The following is an 18,015-nucleotide window of genomic DNA, read 5'->3' as shown; positions in this document are numbered from 1 at the left end:
CAGCGGGTGTGCGCGCCGTCGAGACGGCGCGCGGATGATTCAGCGCTGCGGCGCGGTCGACTCGACCTCGGCCGCGGTCGGGTTGGTCGCCGGCGCCGCCAGGCTCGGTTCAAACGGATAGAACGAAGGCGACGACGCCCCACTGCCATAACTGGCGGTGAGTCCGGCGTTGCCGGAGTACTGCGGCAGGACGGCTCGAGGCCAGGGCCTGGCCGTGACTTCGGGGTGTTCGGGCTGAAACGGTTTCGCGGTGACGGCAGCGCCCTCGGTCGAGGCGAGTGCCGCATGGGCAACCAGCGGAGCCGCCGACGCGACGGCAGTGGCCGGGGCCGGCATGCGGGCCTGGCGGCTGGCGCGCAGCGCGGCGCGCTGGCTCTGGCTGCGCGTGGAGCGACGCTCGGCGGCGCGACGCGGCACTTCCACCGCCGCTACCGCGGCAGCGCTGAGGCCGGCCTGGTGGTCGGGTGCGTCCGGCACGCCGGGTGAAGGCACGCTCGGCGCAGGAACGTCCGGCACCGTGGCTGCGGCCGCCACCTGCGTGGTCGCGCCATCCGCGGCAGCCGGCGCCGTCTCGCTGGAGAACGGCCGGGTCACGAACAGGGCGGCAACCGCTACCGAGGCCGCCAGCGCACCGCCGATCCAGCCGCGCCGGCTGGCAGCCGCGCTGCGCCGGGGGCTGACCGACGTCGCCGTCGAGGCGACAGGGGCCAGTACCGGCTCCTGCGCAATCGCCTGAGCGACACGGTCGGCGAAGCTGCTGCTTGCGATCGCCGTGGCCTGGCCACGCAACACGTCGCCATACAGCTGCCAGCGGCCGCAGGCCTGGCGCCATTGCGCGTCGTGTCCAAGCCGCCTCAGAGCGAAGCGGGCGGCGTCGCCCTGCAGTTCGCCGTCGAACAGCGCGCAGAGGTTCTCGCGTTCGTCAAAGCCGCGTTCGTCAGTGCCTGGAGTATTCATCGCTTCGAAGCTTCCGCAGAGTCGTTGTCGAGCAGTGGCCGAAGTTCGGCATCGATCGCTTCGCGCGCACGGAAGATGCGCGAACGGACGGTGCCGATGGGACAGCCCATCTTCTGCGCGATTTCCTCGTAGCTCAGGCCGTCCATCTCGCGCATGGTGATGGCGGTCCGCAGTTCTTCCGGCAGGGCTTCGACCACGCGCATGAGCGTGCGTTCAATTTCCTGCCGCAACAGTTCATGTTCCGGTGTGTCGGTGTCGCGCAGGCGGGTGCCCGTGTCGAACTGCTCGGCATCGCCGGCGTCGATGTCGTCGGTCGGAGGCCTGCGGTTCTGTGCAACCAGGTAATTCTTTGCAGTGTTCACGGCGATCCGGTGCAACCACGTATAGAACTGGGCATCACCGCGGAAATTCGGCAGCGCCCGGTAGGCGCGTATGAAGGTTTCCTGGGCAACGTCCTGGCATTCGCTCCAGTCGGGTATGTAGCGCCCGATCAATGCGGTGATCCGATGCTGGTACTTGCGCACCAGCGCATCGAAGGCCGCACTGTCGCCGCGCTGGACACGCTCGACCAGCTCCTGGTCCAACTCCACGTCTTTGGACAACACTAATTCGGCCATACCGCGCCGGCACTCCTGTGGGCTCGGCCATGGCCGAACAATGGGACAACCCTGTCGGGGGAAAGTTCAATCACGATCATTAATGGGGTCGGGCCCTTCAGGCCGCAAGCGCCAAGGGTCAGGGGCCTGGCGGACGCTGCGGCGGCGACCGCGAACGGTCACCTCACGCGATTTCAGCGCGGCAACGGCGACACTCGATTTGACGCCGGGGAAACATCCTCGGGATGATAGCGTTCTCTCCATACCTGAACGAATGGTGCCGAATGATTGCTGGCCTTGACGGTCTTCGCTTCCAGCACTGGCAGACCGAGCTGCGTGCCGATGGTGTGCTGGTGCTGTCGTTCGACCGCGCCGGCGCGCCGGTCAACACCTTTGCCCAGGACGTCCTGATCGAACTGGACACGCTGATCGAGCGCCTGGCGCTGGATCCGCCCAAGGGCCTGGTGCTGCGCTCGGCCAAGGCCTCGGGCTTCATCGCCGGCGCCGACATCAAGGAATTCCAGACCTTCGATGCCAAGGGCACGGTCGGCGATGCGATCCGCCGCGGTCAGCAGACCTTCCAGCGCCTGGCCGAACTGCCCTGCCCGACCGTCGCGGCGATCCACGGCTTCTGCATGGGTGGCGGCACCGAGATCGCCCTGGCCTGCCGCTATCGCGTCGCCAGCAACGACCCCTCCACCCGCATCGGCCTGCCGGAAGTGAAGCTGGGCATCTACCCCGGCTGGGGCGGCAGCGTGCGCCTGCCGCGCCTGATCGGTGCGCCGGCCGCGTTCGACATGATGCTGACCGGCCGCACGCTGTCGGCTTCGGCCGCGCGCGCCAATGGCCTGGTCGACAAGGTCACCGATGCGTCCAGCCTGATTGATGTTGCCGCCGCCTACGCACTGCGCGGCAGCCAGCGCCCGTTCAAGCAGCGCGCGCTGGCGTGGGCGACCAACACCCTGCCCGCGCGCAAGCTGCTCGCGCCGATGCTGACCAAGCAGGTTGCACGCAAGGCGCGCAAGGAGCATTACCCGGCGCCGTACGCGTTGATCAACACCTGGGCCAACAGCGGCGGCGGAATCCAGAACCTGCTGTCGGCCGAGCGCAAGTCGGTGGTGAAGCTGGCTTCGACGCCGACCGCGCGCAACCTGATCCGCGTGTTCTTCCTGCAGGAGCGGCTCAAGGGCCAGGGCAGCAAGGAACACGGCATCAGCCATGTCCATGTCGTCGGCGCCGGCGTGATGGGCGGCGACATCGCCGCATGGTCGGCCTACAAGGGCTTCAACGTCACCCTGCAGGACCGCGAGCAGCGCTTCATCGATGGCGCGTTGACGCGCGCGCAGACGCTGTTCGAGAAGAAGGTCAAGGACGAAGCCAAGCGCATGGACGTGGCCGCGCGCCTGAAGGGCGACCTCGCCGGCGAAGGCGTCGGCAGTGCCGACCTGGTGATCGAGGCGATCATCGAGAAGGCCGAGGCCAAGCGTGAGCTCTACGCCGAACTCGAGCCGCGCATGAAGTTCGACGCGCTGCTGACCACCAACACCTCGTCGATTCCGCTGACCGAACTGCGCGAGCACATCGGTCGCCCGGCGCACTTCGCCGGCCTGCACTACTTCAACCCGGTGGCATTGATGCCGCTGGTGGAAATCATCCACCACGACCGCGTCGCACCGCAGACCCAGCAGCGCCTGGCAGCGTTCTGCAAGGCGATCGACAAGCTGCCGGTACCGGTGGCAGGAACGCCGGGCTTCCTGGTCAACCGCGTGCTGTTCCCCTACATGCTCGAGGCCGCGACCGCGTACGCCGAAGGCATCCCGGGTGCGGCGATCGACAAGGCCGCGGTGAAGTTCGGCATGCCGATGGGCCCGATCGAACTGATCGATACCGTTGGCCTCGACGTCGCTTCCGGCGTCGGCGGCGAACTGGCGCCGTTCCTCGGCCTGCCGATCCCCTCTTCGCTGGCGACGCCGCCCCAGCAGGGCAAGCGTGGCAAGAAGGACGGGCAAGGCCTGTACAAGTGGGAGAACGGCAAGGCGATCAAGCCTGCGCTGCCCAAGGACTACCAGACCCCGTCGGACCTGGAAGACCGCCTGATCCTGCCGCTGCTCAACGAAGCGGTCGCATGCCTGCACGACGGCGTGGTCAGCGATGCCGACCTGCTCGATGCCGGCGTGATCTTCGGTACCGGATTTGCACCGTTCCGTGGCGGCCCGATCCAGTACATCCGCGAAACCGGCGCCGATGCGCTGCTGACGCGACTGCAGCAGTTGCATGCGCGTTACGGCGATCGATTCGCACCGCGCCCGGGCTGGGACAGCGGGGCGCTGCGTAGCTGATTGAAACGTTGGGCAACGTCCATGGATCCCGGCAATCGCCGGGATCAGGTGACAATGCTGATGAGGTGCGGGCCTGGGTCCCGGCGTTCGCCGGGACGACGGACGTCACATCGTGTGCGTCGCCCGCTCCGCGTTGAGCGAGCCGGCCAGCAGCGCCTCGATCTTGCCCCTGACCGTCTCACCCTCGGCCGTCTCGGCGAACTGCACGCCGATGCCGGCCGGACGATTGCCCTGCGCACCGACCGGCGTCACCCAGACCACCTTGCCGGCGACCGGCAGGCGCTCGTTCGACTCCGGCAGCGTCAGCAACAGGAACACCTCGTCGCCGAGGAAGTAACGCTTGGGCGTGGCCACGAACACACCACCGCCCTTGAGGAACGGCATGTACGCGCTGTACAGCTGCGCCTTGTCCTTGATCGCGCAGGACAGGATGCCCTGGCGCGCGCCACCTGCTGAATTCATGCCGCTCATTACCTGCTCCCCCCTTCTGCCCGCCGCCCATGCAGGGCGTGCCAGGCCAACAACAATTCGGTGACCGCCAGGTCCGCCCGCACCGTCGTGCGCAGCAGATCGCGGGTCCGGTTCGCCTGATCGAACCACGCAGCCAGACTGCGCGTTCGACCCGGGTCGGTCAAGCCGGCGGCATCGGCAAGGGCCAGGTCTGCGGCGTGGCGCAGCCGCACCGCCGCGTTGTCGTCTCCGACCCACCGCTGCGCGGTCTCGACCGCGCCCACGTCGCCGCGGGCCAGCTTGGCCAGGTCGCTGCCGACCTCCCTGCGCAACTTCAGTCCGTCATTGCCCAGCCATTCGTTGGCCAGGCCGGGATGGCCGCGGGCGGCCTCCAGCGCTTCGCGCGCGCTGGCGTCCGAGTGCCCCAGCTGCTTCAGCCATGCCAGCGATTCGGCGGCCTGCGGCAGGCGGAACTCGTAGCGTTGGCAGCGGCTGCGGATCGTCGCCGGCAGGCGGGCCGGATGCGCACTCAGCAACCACAGGTAGCGCCCGGGTACCGGCTCCTCCAGGGTCTTGAGCAGCGCATTGCAGGCGGCATGGTTGACCGCCTCGGCCGGGTCGATGATCACCACCTGCGCGCCGCCGTACTGCGGCGTCAGCGAAAGCTTCTCCGACACCTGGCGGATCTGCTCGATGACGATCTCGGTGCGCAGTCGCGTGCCTTCCTTGTTCGGAACGAACGAAACGAACTGGTAGTCGGGGTGCGTGCCCGCCGCGAGCAGGTGGCAGCTGCGACAGTTGCCGCACGGCTCGCCGGCTGCGGCCGGCTGCTGGCACAGCAGGCGCTGGGCCAGGCGCTCTGCCACGGCGCGCTTGCCCAGCTGCGCCGGCCCGCAGAACAGCAGGCCATGCGCCAGTCGACCACTTGCCTGCGCCGCCACGGCCTGGTCGTACACGCGCTGCTGCCACGGGGCGAACGTACTCATGCCGAGGCCTCGATGAAAGCACGCAGGTGCGCAACCGCCTCGGCCGCGACCACGTCCGCCGGTTGGGTGGCGTCGATCACGCGGAAACGCTCCGGCTGCGCCGACGCGCGGGCGAGATAGCCACTGCGCACGCGCTCGAAGAAATCATCGTGCTCACCCTCGATGCGATCGCTGGCACCGCGCCCGCGTGCACGTTGCAGACCGATCGACACCGGCACGTCCAGCAGCAGTGTCAGCGCCGGTGCGATGCCTACTACGCGCCGCTCCAGTTCGGCGATGAACTGCACGTCGCCGCCGCGCGCCGAACCCTGGTAGGCGTAACTGGCGTCGGTGAAGCGATCGCTGATGACCCAGGCGCCACGCTGAAGCGCCGGGACGATGGTCTCGCGCACGTGCTGCGCACGCGCGGCGAACACCAGCAACAACTCGGTGTCGGTGGTCGGAGGTTCGTGATGCGTGTCCAGCAGCAGGCCGCGGATCTGCTCGGCCAGTGGCGTACCACCGGGCTCGCGCGTGCTGACGACTTCCTCGCCGGTGGCGGCCAGCACTTCGCGCAGCGCCGCCAGCACGGTCGACTTGCCGGCGCCTTCGCCGCCTTCGAGCGTGATGAAACGGGACTGGCGCTGCAGCGGTGTGCCTGCGTCCTTCATGGACGATGTCGTCATGGGCCATTCCCGGATTGCGCGGCACGGTACTTCTTCAGGTAAGCGCGGACGTTGGCCTGGTGCTCGGCGTAGGTGCGTGCAAACAGGTGACGCCCGCTGCCGTCACCGACGGCAACGAAGAACAGCGCATCGCCATCGGCGGGTTTGGCGACCGCCTCGAGTGCGCCGATGCCAGGCATCGCGATCGGCGTCGGCGGCAGGCCCGCGATCAGGTAGGTGTTGTACGGATTGTCCGCGCGCAGGTCGCTCTTGCGGATATTGCCGTCATAGGTGCTGCCGATGCCGTAGATCACCGTCGGGTCGGTTTCCAGGCGCATGCCGAGCTTGAGCCGGCGCGCGAACAGCCCGGCTATCTGCGGCCGCTCCGAGGCAATGCCGGTTTCCTTCTCGACGATCGAGGCCAGCACCAGCATTTCGTCGGGCGTCTTGAGCACGTTGTCGGCACTGCGCTGCTGCCAGGCGGCATCGAGCGCCTTGTCCATCGCCGCATGCGCACGCTTGAGCACGTCCAGGTCGCTGTCGCCGCGCGTGTACAGGTAAGTCTCGGGCAGGAAGCGCCCCTCGGGGTGCTGGCCCGGCGCGCCCACGGCCTTCATCAGCGCGGCATTGTCGAGCTTGCCGGTTTCCAGCTTGAGCGGCTTGGCCTTGGCCAGCGCCGCGCGCAGTTCGCGGATGTTCCAGCCTTCGACGATCGTGAAACGGTGACGGATCACCCGGCCCTCGCGCATCGCCACCAGCAATGCGCGTGGAGACGTGCCCGGTTCGATCGCGTACTCGCCCACCTGCAGCTTGCCGGCGGCGCCGAGCTGCTTGGCCAGCGCCCGCCACTCCAGCAGGTCACCTTCGCGCACACCGGCCTCGCGCAGCTTGCGCACCACCGTGGGCAGCGAATCGCCGCGCTCGACCATTACCGTCTCGCCCGGCTCCAGGCCCGACATCGGCGCGTCGGCGAAACCGGTATAGCGCTGCCACGCCCAGAAACCGGCGCCGGCGGCGATAAGCAGCAACAACAGCAGGAAGCCGGCGGAAATGCGGCCGAAAGACTGGCGCGAAGGCTTGTGGCCCTTGGATCTGCGACTCACGAAACCTCCGTGGCGAAAGCGGGATGCTCGGCGGCCAGGCGGTGCTGCAGCGCGACCACCTGCAGATGCGGTTGCCAAGTGCGGGCGCCGAGCCGCGCCACCGGCAGGATACCGCGCACGCCATTGCACAGGAAAACCGCGTCGGCGGCTTCGACATCGGTCACAGCCAGGCGCGCCTCGCGCGCCGGCAGCGCCTTGAGCGCCCAGGCCCGGCACACCCCGGCGACGCCGCAGCGATCGACCTGCGGGGTCGACCAGGCGCCTTGGCGGAGGATGAAGACATTGGCGGCCGTGGCGCTCACCACGTCGCCTTCGCTGCTGCATACCAGGCCTTCGTCGATGGCCGGATCGTCCCACTCGCCGCGCGCGAGCACCTGCTCGAGGCGGTTGCAGTGCTTGATCCCCGCCAGCGCCGGCTGCAGCGCAAGGCGCGTATCGCACCAGCGCAGGCTCAGGCCGGCAGCGGGCGAAGGCGGCAACGGATGGGTCGAGAGCGTCCAGTTGGGGACGCAGGCCTGGACTGGCGAATAACCACGTCCGCCGCTGCCCCGCGTGACCACGAGCTTCAGCACCACATTGCCGCCGTCGAGCAGTCGCGTTGCCTCGGCCAGCACGATGCGCTCGTCGGGAAGGGTGATGCGCAACATCGCCGCGCCGCGCTGCAGGCGCTGCCAGTGCGCCGGCCACCAGTGCATCCGGCCTTGGTGCGCGCGCACCGTCTCGAACAGGCCATCGCCATAGGCCAGGCCACGGTCGAGATCCGGCAGCGCCGGCACGGTTTGATCGCCGACAAAGTAGCGCACCGCCGTCACGCTCATCCAGCCACTCCCAGCGCGCGAAGCATGCCGCGCGCCTTGGCCCGGGTCTCGTCGAGTTCGCGCTGCGGATCGGAGTCGGCCACGATGCCGGCGCCGGTGCGGAAGCGCAGCGTCGCCCCGCCCGCAGCGTCAGGTTCCAGCTCGGCGCTGCGGATCAGGATGTTGAGGTCGAGGTCGCCATCGCGATTGAGCCAACCCATGGCGCCGGTGTAGGCACCACGGCCGACGCCTTCGAGCTCGGCGATGATCTGCATGCAGCGCACTTTCGGACAGCCCGTGATCGTGCCGCCCGGAAACACAGCGCGGATCACCTGCCCCGGGGTCGCATCCTGGCGCAGTCGTCCGCGCACGTTGCTGACGATGTGATGGACGTGGGCATAGCTCTCCACCGTCATCAGCTCGTCGACTTCGACGCTGCCTGGCGCGCAGACGCGGCCGAGGTCGTTGCGTTCCAGGTCGATCAGCATCACGTGCTCGGCGCGTTCCTTGGGATGGCCGACGAGTTCCTGGATGCGCGCTGCATCGTCATCGCCGGCGAAGCGCGGACGCGTGCCGGCGATCGGCCGCGTTTCGACGACGTCGCCGCGCACCGATACCAGCCGCTCCGGCGAGGCGCTGACAACGGCCCAGTCGGCACCTGCGAAAACGCCGGCGAAAGGCGCCGGGTTGTTCTGTCGCAGCCGTTCGAACAGCGCCGCAGGTTGCAGCGGCTGATCGAATCGCGCCACCCAGCCGCGAGAGAGGTTGGCCTGGAACACGTCGCCCGCGGCGAGGTAGTCGAGCACGCGACGCACGCCGTCGGTGAAACGCTCGGGCTCGTCTTCCTCGAGCGCGCCAGGCGTCTGCCAGGGCGCAATGTCCGGAAGCTTCGCGGCGGCGTCGATGTCGGACAGCACCGCTGCGACCAGCCCGTCGTGTCCCATCTCAGTGACCAGAACGCATTCACCGCTGGTGTGGTCGCGCAGCACCGCGGCCGGGCAACGCAGTGCCAGTGCCACTGGCAACCGACCTTCGGCGCGCGGCAGCTTGAGCACCGGTTCGACCTGGGCAGCGGCCTCGTAACCGAAGAACAGCGCCCAGCCGCCGCGGAACGGCCAGCGAGGCTCGTCGCGGGCAACGCGCAGCGACTGCCATTGCGCGTCGAGTGCGGCGAAGAAGTCGCCTTCGACCACGGCGCCCGCGGCATCACGCGTGGCGCCATCGGGTTCCAGTCGCAGTGAGTCGCCGCTGGCCACCAGCAGCAGGTCCCAGCGCCCCTGGGCGGTGCCGTGGGCGCTGGATTCCAGCAGCAGGGGGTAACGGTCGGGTGCCAGACGCTGCAGCGAAAGCAGGTCGAAGGAGGCAGGCAGGGAGCGGGTCAGCAGCATCCGTGTATTAGACCGCGTTTTAGGCCGCGTTTCGGGGTGCCCGAAACAACGATCCCCGCCGAAGCGGGGATCGTGGGGTAACCGATTGACACTCAGGCCAACTTGGTCAGATCCGCTTGAACACCAGCGTGCCGTTGGTGCCGCCGAAGCCGAAGCCGTTGGACACCGCGACGTCGATCTGCGCCTGGCGGGCCACGTTGGGCACGTAGTCCAGGTCGCAGCCCTCGCCCGCTTCGTCCAGGTTGATGGTCGGCGGGATGATGCCGTGGTGCAGCGCCAGCACCGAGAAGATCGCCTCCACGCCGCCGGCGGCACCGAGAAGGTGGCCGGTCATCGACTTGGTGGAGCTGACCATCGTCTTGTAGGCGTGGTCGCCCAGCGCGCGCTTGATCGCCAGCGTTTCGGCCAGGTCGCCCAGCGGCGTCGACGTGCCGTGCGCGTTGAGGTAACCGACCTGGTCGGCATTGACGCCGGCGTCGTTGAGCGCGGCGACCATGCAGCGTGCCGGGCCTTCGCCATTCTCGCTCGGGGCGGTCATGTGGAAGGCGTCGGAGCTGGCGCCGAAACCGGACAGCTCGCAGTAGATGCGTGCACCGCGTGCCTTGGCGCGCTCGTACTCTTCCAGGATCAGGATGCCGGCGCCGTCACCGAGGACGAAACCGTCGCGGTCCTTGTCCCACGGGCGCGAGGCACGGGTCGGGTCATCGTTGCGCGTCGACATCGCCTTCATCGAGCAGAAGCCGGCGACCGATGTCGGCGAGGAGCCGCGCTCGGCGCCACCGGCGACCATCACGTCGGCGTCGCCGTACTGGATCATGCGCATCGCCATGCCGATCGAATGGTTGGCGGTGGCGCAGGCCGAAACGGCCGAGAAATTGGGGCCCTTGATGCCGGTCAGCAGCGAGACCTGGCCAGGCAGCATGTTGATGATCGTGCTGGGCACGTAGAACGGCGAGACCTTGCGCGGGCCGCCTTCGTGGTACTTGATGGTCTGCTCTTCGATGCCGAGCAGGCCGCCGATGCCCGAACCGATCAGCGCACCGATGCGCTCGGCGTTGGACTCGTCGACGGTGATGCCGGCGTCCTGGATCGCCATCATCGATGCGGCGACGCCGTAATGGATGAACTCCTCCATCTTCTTGGCGTCCTTCGGGCTCACCCACTGGGTGACGTCGAAGTTGCGCACTTCACCGGCGATGCGCGTGGTGAAGGCCGAAGCGTCGAAGTTCGTGATCGGACCGATGCCGGAGCGACCGTTGACGATGCCATCCCAGCTGCTGGCCAGGTCGTTGCCGAGCGGCGAAACGATGCCGAGGCCGGTGACGACGACGCGTCGATTGAAGGCGCGATTGGACATGAAACACTCCGTCTACGAACACTACGCCGGCGCATGGACCGGCTCATAAGACACGGGGCCGCAATGCGGCCCCGGTCTGGTTTTGCAGGAAACGCGTCGGCCGGATGGCCCGCTTCCGTCGGGCACGGTTACGACTTGACGTGAGCCTTCACGTAGTCGATGGCCTGCTGCACCGAGGTGATCTTCTCGGCCTCTTCGTCCGGAATCTCGCACTCGAACTCTTCTTCGAGCGCCATCACCAGCTCGACGGTGTCGAGCGAGTCCGCGCCGAGGTCGTCGACGAACGAAGCGTTGTTGGTGACTTCTTCTTCCTTGACGCCCAGCTGTTCGACCACGATTTTCTTGACGCGCTCTTCGATGCTGCTCATGGGTACTCACTCCTCCCGGACGGGATATTCGACGGAATAGTCTAAAGGAACATTGGTGGAATCGCAGGCGTTCGCGAGGATACGCGAAAGCCCTTTTGCTTCAAATGGTTACAAACGCAAGCATTGCCTCGACGGCAAGGCCTTACGGCATGTACATGCCACCGTTGACGTGCAGGGTCTCGCCGGTGATGTAGGCCGCCGACGGGCCGGCCAGGAACGCCACCGCGCGGGCGATGTCGGCCGGCTCGCCGAAGCGCCCGAGGGCGATCTGCCCCAGCATCGCGCTCTTGGCGTCTTCCGGCAATGCCTTGGTCATGTCGGTGTCGATGAAACCGGGCGCTACGACATTGACGGTGATGCCGCGGCTGCCGATTTCCCGGGCCATCGACTTGCTGAAGGCGATGATGCCGGCCTTGGCCGCCGCATAGTTGGCCTGGCCGGCATTGCCGGTCACGCCGATCACCGAGGCGATGTTGATGATGCGGCCCTTGCGCGCCTTCATCATCGCGCGCATGACCGCCTTGCTGGTGCGGAACACGCTGGTGAGGTTGGTGTCGAGGATGGCCTGCCAGTCCTCGTCCTTCATCCGCATCAGCAGGTTGTCGCGGGTGATGCCGGCGTTGTTGACCAGGATCGAGACCGCGCCGAACTCCTTGGCGATGCCGTCGATCAACACGTCGATCGATGCGGCGTCACTGACGTCGAGCACGCGGCCGTGGCCGCCGTGCGCCGCCAGGCGCTCGCCGATCGCCTTCGCGCCGGATTCGGAGGTGGCGGTGCCGATGACGGTCGCGCCCTGCGCGGCCAGTTCGTCGGCGATTGCCGCACCGATGCCGCGGCTTGCGCCGGTGACCAGTGCGATCTCTCCGGTCAGCAGTTTCTCGCTCATGCCTTGTTCCATTCTTCGATTGCGGTTTCGAACTCGCCGGGCGTGCCGAGCGCGCGTCCGTCGAGCGTCTTGTCGATGCGCTTGACCAGGCCGGCGAGGACCTTGCCCGGGCCGCATTCGGCGATACGGGTGACGCCCTTGGCCGCCAGCGCCTGCACGCAGCCGGTCCACTGTACCGGCAGATACAGCTGGCGCACGAGCGCATCGCGGATGGCATCCACACTCGCGTGGATACCGGCGTCGACGTTCTGCACCACCGGCAGCTTCGGCGCATGCCATGCCATGCCCGCCATGGCTTCAGCCAGGCGGTTGGCGGCTTCGCGCATCAGCGGCGTGTGCGAAGGCACGCTGACCGCCAGCTTGACCATCTTGCGCACGCCACGCTCGCCGAGCACGGCCATGGCCTTGTCGACGGCGTCGGCGTGGCCGCCGATGACGATCTGGCGAGGCGAGTTGTAGTTGGCGGGAACCACGACGGTGGTGCCCGACACGCTCGCGCAGACTTCCTGCACCAGCGCGTCGTCGGCGCCGAGCACGGCGGCCATTGCGCCGGTACCGGCCGGGGCGGCTTCCTGCATCAGCTGGCCGCGCAGGCGCACCAGGTGGGCGGCATCCTTCAGCGACAGCGAACCGGCCGCGATCAGCGCGGTGTATTCACCCAGGCTGTGACCCGACAGCAACGCCGGCATGGCGCCGCCACGCTGCTGCCACAGGCGCCACACCGCCGCGCCAGCGGCGAGAAGCGCCGGCTGCGTGTACTCGGTGCGGTTGAGCATTTCTTCCGGGCCGCCCTGGCTGAGCGCCCAGAGGTCGACGCCGGCGCCATCGCTGGCTTCGGCGAACGCCTCGCGGATGATCGGGTGCAGTTCGCCCAGTTCGGCCAGCATGCCGAGCGACTGCGAACCCTGGCCCGGGAACACGAACGCCAGGGTCGAATCGGTGTGGGGGGTTGCGGTCACGCGTGAAGGCCTTGCGACAAAGAATGCGCATGATACGAGTGTTTGCTCTAGTACGTCTGTACGGGCCTGTATGTACTGGAGTTTGCACGGGCCTCACGCGGGGCCTCACACGCCACAAACGAAAACGCCCCCGCTGGCTGCCAGCGGAGGCGTCGCGGATGCGCGAATGGCACCCGGTCGTGAAGCGCGGAACGGCTCAGTAACGCAGCAGCGCCGAGCCCCAGGTGAAGCCGCCACCGAAGGCCTCAAGCAGCACCAGCTGACCACGCTGGACGCGACCGGAGCGCACCGCCTCGTCCAGCGCCAGCGGCACCGAACCCGACGACGTGTTGCCGTGCTTGTCGACGGTGACGATCACGCGGTCCATCGGCATGTCCAGGCGCTTGGCCGTGGCTTCGATGATGCGCAGGTTGGCCTGGTGCGGAATCAGCCAGTCGATGTCGTGGCGATCCAGACCATTGGCCTCGAGCGTTTCTTCGACCACCGAGTCCAGTGCCTTGACCGCGTGCTTGAAGACCTCGTTGCCGGTCATCAGCACCTTGACGCCGGCATTGGGCTCGTCGGGCTTGAAGCCGACCGAGACGCCCACCGGATTCCACAGCAATTCCTTCTTGCCGCCGTCGGCGTGCATGTGCGTGCTGAGGATGCCGGTTTCGGTGTCGGCCTTGAGCACGACCGCACCGGCGCCGTCGCCGAACAGCACGCAGGTGGAGCGATCGCTCCAGTCGAGCATGCGGGTCAGGGTTTCGGCACCGACGACCAGCACCGTCTTGGCGGCGCCGGAACGGATGAACTTGTCGGCCACCGTCAGCGCGTAGATGAAGCCCGAGCAGGCAGCGTTGACGTCGAACGCGGCGCAGCCGCCGGCACCGATGCGGTGCTGGAGCAGGCAGGCGGTCGAGGGGAAAATCAGGTCCGGCGTGGTCGTGCCGACCACGATCAGGTCGAGATCCTTGGCATCGACGCCGGCCGCTTCCAGTGCGCGCACGGAGGCGTGGTAGGCCAGGTCGCTGGTGAACTCGCCTTCGGCGGCGACATGACGCTCACGGATGCCCGTGCGCGCAGCAATCCATTCATCGCTCGTGTCGATGAACTTGGCCAGGTCGTCGTTGGTCAGCACCTTCTCGGGAAGGTAGCTGCCGGTTCCCGCGATGCGGGAATAAATCTGTTGCGTCATCGCCACTCCGCTGCACAGCCGTTGTCTGGGCTCCGACGGCCATGCCGACGGAGAGGCACCGCCGCGATGGCCGCTGAGCGCGCTGAACCCTTACGGTTCCGACAGTCCAGGCTGTGCGGCGGCCGCGCGAGCCAGGGGCTGCGCGCGGCGCGACGGTGAGCGAAGAGCTTACTCTTCGTCAGCAACCTTGGACTTGGTGTCGATCACCTTCTTGCCGCGGTAGTAACCGTCAGCGGTGACGTGGTGACGCAGGTGGGTCTCGCCGGTGGTCGGGTCGGTCGCCAGCTGCTTTGCGGACAGCGCATCGTGCGAACGGCGCATGCCACGCTTGGACGGGGAAACGCGGGACTTCTGAACAGCCATGGTCTTGCTCCAAAAAAACTCAGTTCGATTGTTTCTTCAATGCCGACAGCGCAGCGAACGGGTTCACGCGCTCCGGCTCTTCGGCCTGCTCGGTCGCCGGCCAGTCGCGCTCCACCGCCTCCGTGCCGGGCATTATCGGCACGACCGGAACGGCCAGGATCAACTCGTCCTCGACCAGCTCGACGGTCCGCAGCTGGCCATCTTCCGGCACCAGCAACGGCTCGTATCCTTCCGGCAGCGCCGCCTCGTCCGCTTCATCACGGATCAGGCCAAGGCGCTGCACGATGTTCACCGGGTACAGGAACCGCTGCAGGCTGCGCTGACAGGTCAGCGGCAGCTCGGCATCGATTCGCAGTTCGACATAAGGCACCCGCAGCGCGTCGGAGTCGAACTCGAGCGCAAAGCGAACCTCACCTTCGGTGTCGACCAGACTGTTCCGCAGCCGCGTCAGCGATGACAACGGCACACGCCCTTCCAGGCCGCGCCGTGTCGCCACCATGCGCCATGCATCAAGAATCCCGGGCAGGTCGGCTGACATAAGCTGCGGAATGTTAGAGATAGCGACTACCTCTGTCAAACCTGAACTGGCCAGCCGGCGAGCAGCGCCGCCCCGCTCGTCGGCGACGATTGCGGGGTCCGCCGTCGCGGCCTCAAACTGCGGTCCAATTCCGTTCAATCGACCGCGCCCGTGACCATCGTCCTGCTCCTGCTGCTGTCCTCCCTGGCGATCGCGGCACTGTTCGCCTGGGTCCGCCCGGGACGCCGCGAACGCGCGGTCCGCGAGGTCCTGGACGCCGCCGACGCCCTCGAGGACCGGCTGCGGCTGGCCCGGGCCGAGATCGAGGCGGTGGCCGGCAACGGCGGCAACGACCCGGTAGGCGATGCCATGCGCGAGATGCTGCGCCAGCGGCTGTGGCTGCGCGACCATGGCCGCGACGCCAGTCTCAGCCAGTTGGCCGAAGTTCGCAGCTCGATAGACGCAGCTCGCGACCGGATCGACCAGCAATTATCCCTGATCGAGCGCGCCCGGTCGCCCCTGGCCTGAGCCTTGCCGCCGTGCCCGCCCTCCTGATCCTGGCGTCGACCTCGGTCTACCGCCGTGAACTGCTGTCGCGCCTGCGCCTGCCGTTCGACACCGCCCGGCCCGACAGCGACGAGACCCCCCTGCCCGGGGAAGCGCCTGTCGCCCTCGCCCGCCGGCTGGCCCAGGCCAAGGCCGCCGCCGTGGCCGCGCTCCACCCCGACGCCTGGGTCATCGGCTCCGACCAGGTCGCCGAGTTCGACGGCCGGCCGCTGGGCAAGCCCGGCGGTCGCCAGGCGGCCATCGACCAGCTGACCGGCATGTCCGGTCGCAATGTCCAGTTCCACACCGGCGTGTGCGTGATGAAGGCCGGGCATCAGCCACTGCAGGCGCTCGACCATACGGTCGTGAAGTTCCGCAACCTGGACGCCGCCCAGATCGAGCGCTACGTCGATGCCGAGCTGCCCTTCGACTGCGCCGGCAGCTTCAAATCCGAGGGCCTGGGCATCAGCCTGTTCGAAGCCATCGACAACCGCGACCCGACCGCACTGATCGGCCTGCCGCTGATCGCCACCGCACGGCTGCTGCGCGAGGCCGGGTTCGAACTGCCCTGATCCCGGCCGCCGCGGTCACGGTCAGGCAAGGTCACTCGACCAGGATCGGCCGCTCGGCCCAGGTCTCTTCGCTGCCGTCGCGCCCACGCAGACGCAAGCCAAGCCAATGCCGGCCCGGCGAGAACGTTCCTGGCGTCAGGATGACCTCGGCACTGAAGCCCACATTCGGATGCTGCGGATCGCTTGATTGCGGCCACACATTCCGCAGCCCCTGGAACACGCGCCCGTACTGCGCCTGGGCGACGACCTGACCATCGAGGGTGACCTCGATGCCGGCCAGGCCGACGCCGTCCTTGAACGCCCAGCCATCGACGTGGAAGCGTTGGCCAACGCGCGCGTCGGCCACCGGCGTATCGACCCATGCCATCGCCGGTGTCGTGCAGTCACCGTGCACCCGGCTTCCATCCATCGCGAACAGCATGAAGCGCTGGCGACCATGGTCGATGTTCAGCACTTCAGGTGGCGGCAACGGGCCAGCCATCGTGCACAGGTCGTGGTAACGCTGGAGCAGGTCGCGGTACTTGATCTCGGTCGCACCCACCACGAGCAGCACCGGCTGCCCGCCCCAGTCGGTGCGGCCTGCGCTTTGTAGCCCCCAAAGCCGCAGCTGCGGCGCACGGCCGTGCTTGTGGTTGATGGGGTGGTCGAGCACGGCGATACGCGCATCGCCCATGGCAAAACCCAGTTCGGCGCCGATCTTGAAGTTGTCGGCGACCACGCGCGTACCGGCCGGCATCGTCGCCAGGCGCGCACGTACCGCCTGTGCCAGTGGCTCCCAGCCCGAGAAGTTGCTCGGATACCACTTCTCCGCCGCATTGCGCTCGCGCAGGCCCGGCTGCGACACGGCCAGGTAGTAGCCCAGGTTGGCCACCAGCCCCAGCCCGGCCAGCCATGCGGTAGCGACCTGCCAGCCACGCGGCCAGCGCCATAGCACCGCAGGCAGCAGCGGCAGCAGCGCCAGGTAACCGGGCAGCGGCCAGTGGAAACTGACGCGCTCGGTATCGGCGAAAAACCCGAGGGCGAAGAACCCCAGGACCACGCCGGCGCCGAGCAGCGCGAAGTAACGCTCCGGCGCGGCCGCGCTCGTCAGCCCCCTGCGCGCGGCGACGGCCAGCGCGGCGAACAGCAGTGGCGTAACCAGCAGGGCCTGGACCGCGATGAACCAGACCGCGTCGGCGTGGAAGGCCCACGGATGGCGATCGACCAGCTGGAAGCGCAAGCCGGCATCGGAGTTGTCGAGGTTCCAGGCCACCAGCGGCGCCCACGCCGATGCACCGAACGCGATCGCCACCAGCACGCGTACGTCGCGCAGCGCGCGGCGACCTTCCTCGATCATCGCCAGGGCGATGAATCCCACGCCGATGACGGCAATGAAGCGGTAATGGCACAACGCGCCCAAGGCCAGGCCGACGGCGAGTTCAAGCGCGACCTCGGGACTGACCTGACGCAGCAGGCGCGCACCGGCATCGACGCACAACAGCGTCGCCAGTGCCATCGCCGCATCCGGCAGCGCCATCACGCCCAGGGTTCCGGCCAGTGGCAACAGCAATGTGAAGCAACCGGCCAGCCAGCCGGCACGCGCACCGAACTCGCGTGCGGCTATGCGCACCATCAGGCACGGCACCAGCGCGGCGATCAACACGAACGGCAGGCGTACGGCAAAGGCATGGTTGCCGCCGACGACGGTACCCAGGCGGGTCAACCACGCGGTCAGCCCGGGCAGGTCCGAATAGGCCGCAGCCAGGTGCTGGCCTTCCAGCCAGTAGAACGCCTCGTCGACGAACAGCGGCAGACGCGCGGCAACGACCAGCTTGATCGCCAGGACCGTGACCCACAGCACCCAGAACGTGCGCCGTGCCTGCTCTTCATCCCGCATCCGTTCGTGACCTCGCTACACTCTGGGAGAACATGTGGTTGTAGAGCATGTCGTCAGGGCATGCCTTTGCAGAACACGTGTCGGCCGACCTGACCGGGGCGGCAGGCCGGTGCAGTGCCGGCGGACGATGC

The 18,015-nt window shown here is 67.9% G+C and carries 19 protein-coding genes; 3 read left to right on the top strand and 16 right to left on the bottom strand.

Features of this window, described 5'->3' with window-relative positions; genetic code table 11:
• Window positions 1-39 precede the first annotated feature (39 nt).
• Together HIV01_RS02035 and rpoE are read right to left on the bottom strand one after the other, a co-directional pair.
• Window positions 40-957, bottom strand: coding sequence for a sigma-E factor negative regulatory protein (locus tag HIV01_RS02035; protein WP_200604600.1), 918 nt, complete (start codon window positions 955-957; stop codon window positions 40-42).
• Window positions 954-1,559: an RNA polymerase sigma factor RpoE gene (gene rpoE / locus HIV01_RS02030; RefSeq protein ID WP_425600251.1), complete on the bottom strand. Its 606-nt coding sequence runs from the start codon at window positions 1,557-1,559 to the stop codon at window positions 954-956. Before rpoE ends, HIV01_RS02035 begins: the two co-directional genes overlap by 4 nt.
• A gap of 278 nt (window positions 1,560-1,837) precedes the next feature.
• On the opposite strand from rpoE, the gene HIV01_RS02025 reads away from it, so the two are divergent.
• Window positions 1,838-3,892, top strand: coding sequence for a 3-hydroxyacyl-CoA dehydrogenase NAD-binding domain-containing protein (locus HIV01_RS02025; RefSeq protein ID WP_200604598.1), 2,055 nt, complete (start codon window positions 1,838-1,840; stop codon window positions 3,890-3,892).
• 105 nt (window positions 3,893-3,997) lie between these two features.
• On the opposite strand, the gene HIV01_RS02020 is transcribed toward HIV01_RS02025, so the two are convergent.
• From HIV01_RS02020 to HIV01_RS01960, 13 genes are all read right to left on the bottom strand, one after another.
• Complete coding sequence (locus HIV01_RS02020) at window positions 3,998-4,354, bottom strand: PilZ domain-containing protein (protein ID WP_425600250.1); 357 nt, start codon at window positions 4,352-4,354, stop codon at window positions 3,998-4,000.
• An 8-nt stretch (window positions 4,355-4,362) separates the two neighbouring features.
• Complete coding sequence (locus tag HIV01_RS02015) at window positions 4,363-5,328, bottom strand: DNA polymerase III subunit delta' (protein WP_200604596.1); 966 nt, start codon at window positions 5,326-5,328, stop codon at window positions 4,363-4,365.
• Window positions 5,325-5,993: a dTMP kinase gene (gene tmk, locus HIV01_RS02010; RefSeq protein WP_425600249.1), complete on the bottom strand. Its 669-nt coding sequence runs from the start codon at window positions 5,991-5,993 to the stop codon at window positions 5,325-5,327. The genes HIV01_RS02015 and tmk overlap by 4 nt, the downstream gene beginning before the upstream one ends.
• On the bottom strand, window positions 5,990-7,009 hold the full coding sequence (gene mltG / locus HIV01_RS02005) for an endolytic transglycosylase MltG (protein ID WP_200606302.1): 1,020 nt from the start codon (window positions 7,007-7,009) through the stop codon (window positions 5,990-5,992). Before mltG ends, tmk begins: the two co-directional genes overlap by 4 nt.
• Window positions 7,010-7,071: 62 nt before the next feature.
• Window positions 7,072-7,893 (bottom strand): aminodeoxychorismate lyase, encoded by an 822-nt coding sequence (pabC, locus tag HIV01_RS02000; RefSeq protein WP_200604595.1) that lies wholly within the window; start codon window positions 7,891-7,893, stop codon window positions 7,072-7,074.
• Window positions 7,890-9,260, bottom strand: coding sequence for an aminodeoxychorismate synthase component I (locus HIV01_RS01995; RefSeq protein WP_200604594.1), 1,371 nt, complete (start codon window positions 9,258-9,260; stop codon window positions 7,890-7,892). Before HIV01_RS01995 ends, pabC begins: the two co-directional genes overlap by 4 nt.
• 106 nt (window positions 9,261-9,366) lie before the next feature.
• Complete coding sequence (gene fabF / locus HIV01_RS01990; protein WP_200604593.1) at window positions 9,367-10,617, bottom strand: beta-ketoacyl-ACP synthase II; 1,251 nt, start codon at window positions 10,615-10,617, stop codon at window positions 9,367-9,369.
• A gap of 128 nt (window positions 10,618-10,745) precedes the next feature.
• Window positions 10,746-10,985 carry an acyl carrier protein gene (gene acpP / locus HIV01_RS01985; protein WP_031373652.1) on the bottom strand — a complete coding sequence of 80 codons (240 nt, stop codon included), beginning with the start codon at window positions 10,983-10,985 and terminating at the stop codon, window positions 10,746-10,748.
• A 142-nt stretch (window positions 10,986-11,127) separates the two neighbouring features.
• Complete coding sequence (gene fabG / locus HIV01_RS01980) at window positions 11,128-11,874, bottom strand: 3-oxoacyl-ACP reductase FabG (protein WP_200604592.1); 747 nt, start codon at window positions 11,872-11,874, stop codon at window positions 11,128-11,130.
• Complete coding sequence (fabD, locus tag HIV01_RS01975) at window positions 11,871-12,833, bottom strand: ACP S-malonyltransferase (RefSeq protein WP_280633577.1); 963 nt, start codon at window positions 12,831-12,833, stop codon at window positions 11,871-11,873. The genes fabG and fabD overlap by 4 nt, the downstream gene beginning before the upstream one ends.
• Window positions 12,834-13,029: 196 nt before the next feature.
• Window positions 13,030-14,010 carry a beta-ketoacyl-ACP synthase III gene (locus HIV01_RS01970; RefSeq protein WP_200604591.1) on the bottom strand — a complete coding sequence of 327 codons (981 nt, stop codon included), beginning with the start codon at window positions 14,008-14,010 and terminating at the stop codon, window positions 13,030-13,032.
• A gap of 168 nt (window positions 14,011-14,178) precedes the next feature.
• A complete protein-coding gene (gene rpmF / locus HIV01_RS01965) occupies window positions 14,179-14,373 on the bottom strand; it encodes a 50S ribosomal protein L32 (RefSeq protein WP_115842959.1) in 195 nt (64 codons plus the stop codon).
• A gap of 19 nt (window positions 14,374-14,392) precedes the next feature.
• Entirely contained in the window at window positions 14,393-14,911 is a 519-nt protein-coding gene (locus tag HIV01_RS01960) for a YceD family protein (RefSeq protein ID WP_200604590.1), read from the bottom strand.
• 150 nt (window positions 14,912-15,061) lie between these two features.
• Between HIV01_RS01960 and HIV01_RS01955 the strand changes: the two genes are divergently transcribed.
• Both HIV01_RS01955 and HIV01_RS01950 read left to right on the top strand, forming a co-directional pair.
• The gene (locus tag HIV01_RS01955) at window positions 15,062-15,418 is read left to right on the top strand and encodes a hypothetical protein (protein ID WP_200604589.1); all 357 of its coding nucleotides are present in this window, start codon (window positions 15,062-15,064) and stop codon (window positions 15,416-15,418) included.
• 11 nt (window positions 15,419-15,429) lie between these two features.
• The gene (locus tag HIV01_RS01950) at window positions 15,430-16,008 is read left to right on the top strand and encodes a Maf family protein (protein WP_200604588.1); all 579 of its coding nucleotides are present in this window, start codon (window positions 15,430-15,432) and stop codon (window positions 16,006-16,008) included.
• Window positions 16,009-16,039: 31 nt separating this feature from the next.
• On the opposite strand, the gene HIV01_RS01945 is transcribed toward HIV01_RS01950, so the two are convergent.
• A complete protein-coding gene (locus tag HIV01_RS01945) occupies window positions 16,040-17,884 on the bottom strand; it encodes an ArnT family glycosyltransferase (RefSeq protein WP_200604587.1) in 1,845 nt (614 codons plus the stop codon).
• Between the last annotated feature and the right edge of the window lie 131 nt (window positions 17,885-18,015).

The sequence above is a fragment of the Lysobacter arenosi genome (assembly GCF_016613475.2).
GTDB lineage: Bacteria > Pseudomonadota > Gammaproteobacteria > Xanthomonadales > Xanthomonadaceae > Lysobacter_J > Lysobacter_J arenosi.
This window is presented reverse-complemented; position numbering and strand designations above follow the sequence as displayed.

Excerpts from the sequence above, each read along its gene's own strand:
- HIV01_RS02035 (WP_200604600.1), bottom strand. The coding sequence starts at position 957 with ATGAATACTCCAGGCACTGACGAACGCGGCTTTGACGAACGCGAGAAC.
- HIV01_RS02025 (WP_200604598.1), top strand. The coding sequence starts at position 1,838 with ATGATTGCTGGCCTTGACGGTCTTCGCTTCCAGCACTGGCAGACCGAG.
- HIV01_RS02020 (WP_425600250.1), bottom strand. The coding sequence starts at position 4,354 with ATGAATTCAGCAGGTGGCGCGCGCCAGGGCATCCTGTCCTGCGCGATC.
- HIV01_RS02015 (WP_200604596.1), bottom strand. The coding sequence starts at position 5,328 with ATGAGTACGTTCGCCCCGTGGCAGCAGCGCGTGTACGACCAGGCCGTG.
- tmk (WP_425600249.1), bottom strand. The coding sequence starts at position 5,993 with ATGACGACATCGTCCATGAAGGACGCAGGCACACCGCTGCAGCGCCAG.
- pabC (WP_200604595.1), bottom strand. The coding sequence starts at position 7,893 with ATGAGCGTGACGGCGGTGCGCTACTTTGTCGGCGATCAAACCGTGCCG.
- HIV01_RS01995 (WP_200604594.1), bottom strand. The coding sequence starts at position 9,260 with ATGCTGCTGACCCGCTCCCTGCCTGCCTCCTTCGACCTGCTTTCGCTG.
- fabF (WP_200604593.1), bottom strand. The coding sequence starts at position 10,617 with ATGTCCAATCGCGCCTTCAATCGACGCGTCGTCGTCACCGGCCTCGGC.
- acpP (WP_031373652.1), bottom strand. The coding sequence starts at position 10,985 with ATGAGCAGCATCGAAGAGCGCGTCAAGAAAATCGTGGTCGAACAGCTG.
- fabG (WP_200604592.1), bottom strand. The coding sequence starts at position 11,874 with ATGAGCGAGAAACTGCTGACCGGAGAGATCGCACTGGTCACCGGCGCA.
- HIV01_RS01970 (WP_200604591.1), bottom strand. The coding sequence starts at position 14,010 with ATGACGCAACAGATTTATTCCCGCATCGCGGGAACCGGCAGCTACCTT.
- rpmF (WP_115842959.1), bottom strand. The coding sequence starts at position 14,373 with ATGGCTGTTCAGAAGTCCCGCGTTTCCCCGTCCAAGCGTGGCATGCGC.
- HIV01_RS01960 (WP_200604590.1), bottom strand. The coding sequence starts at position 14,911 with ATGTCAGCCGACCTGCCCGGGATTCTTGATGCATGGCGCATGGTGGCG.
- HIV01_RS01945 (WP_200604587.1), bottom strand. The coding sequence starts at position 17,884 with ATGCGGGATGAAGAGCAGGCACGGCGCACGTTCTGGGTGCTGTGGGTC.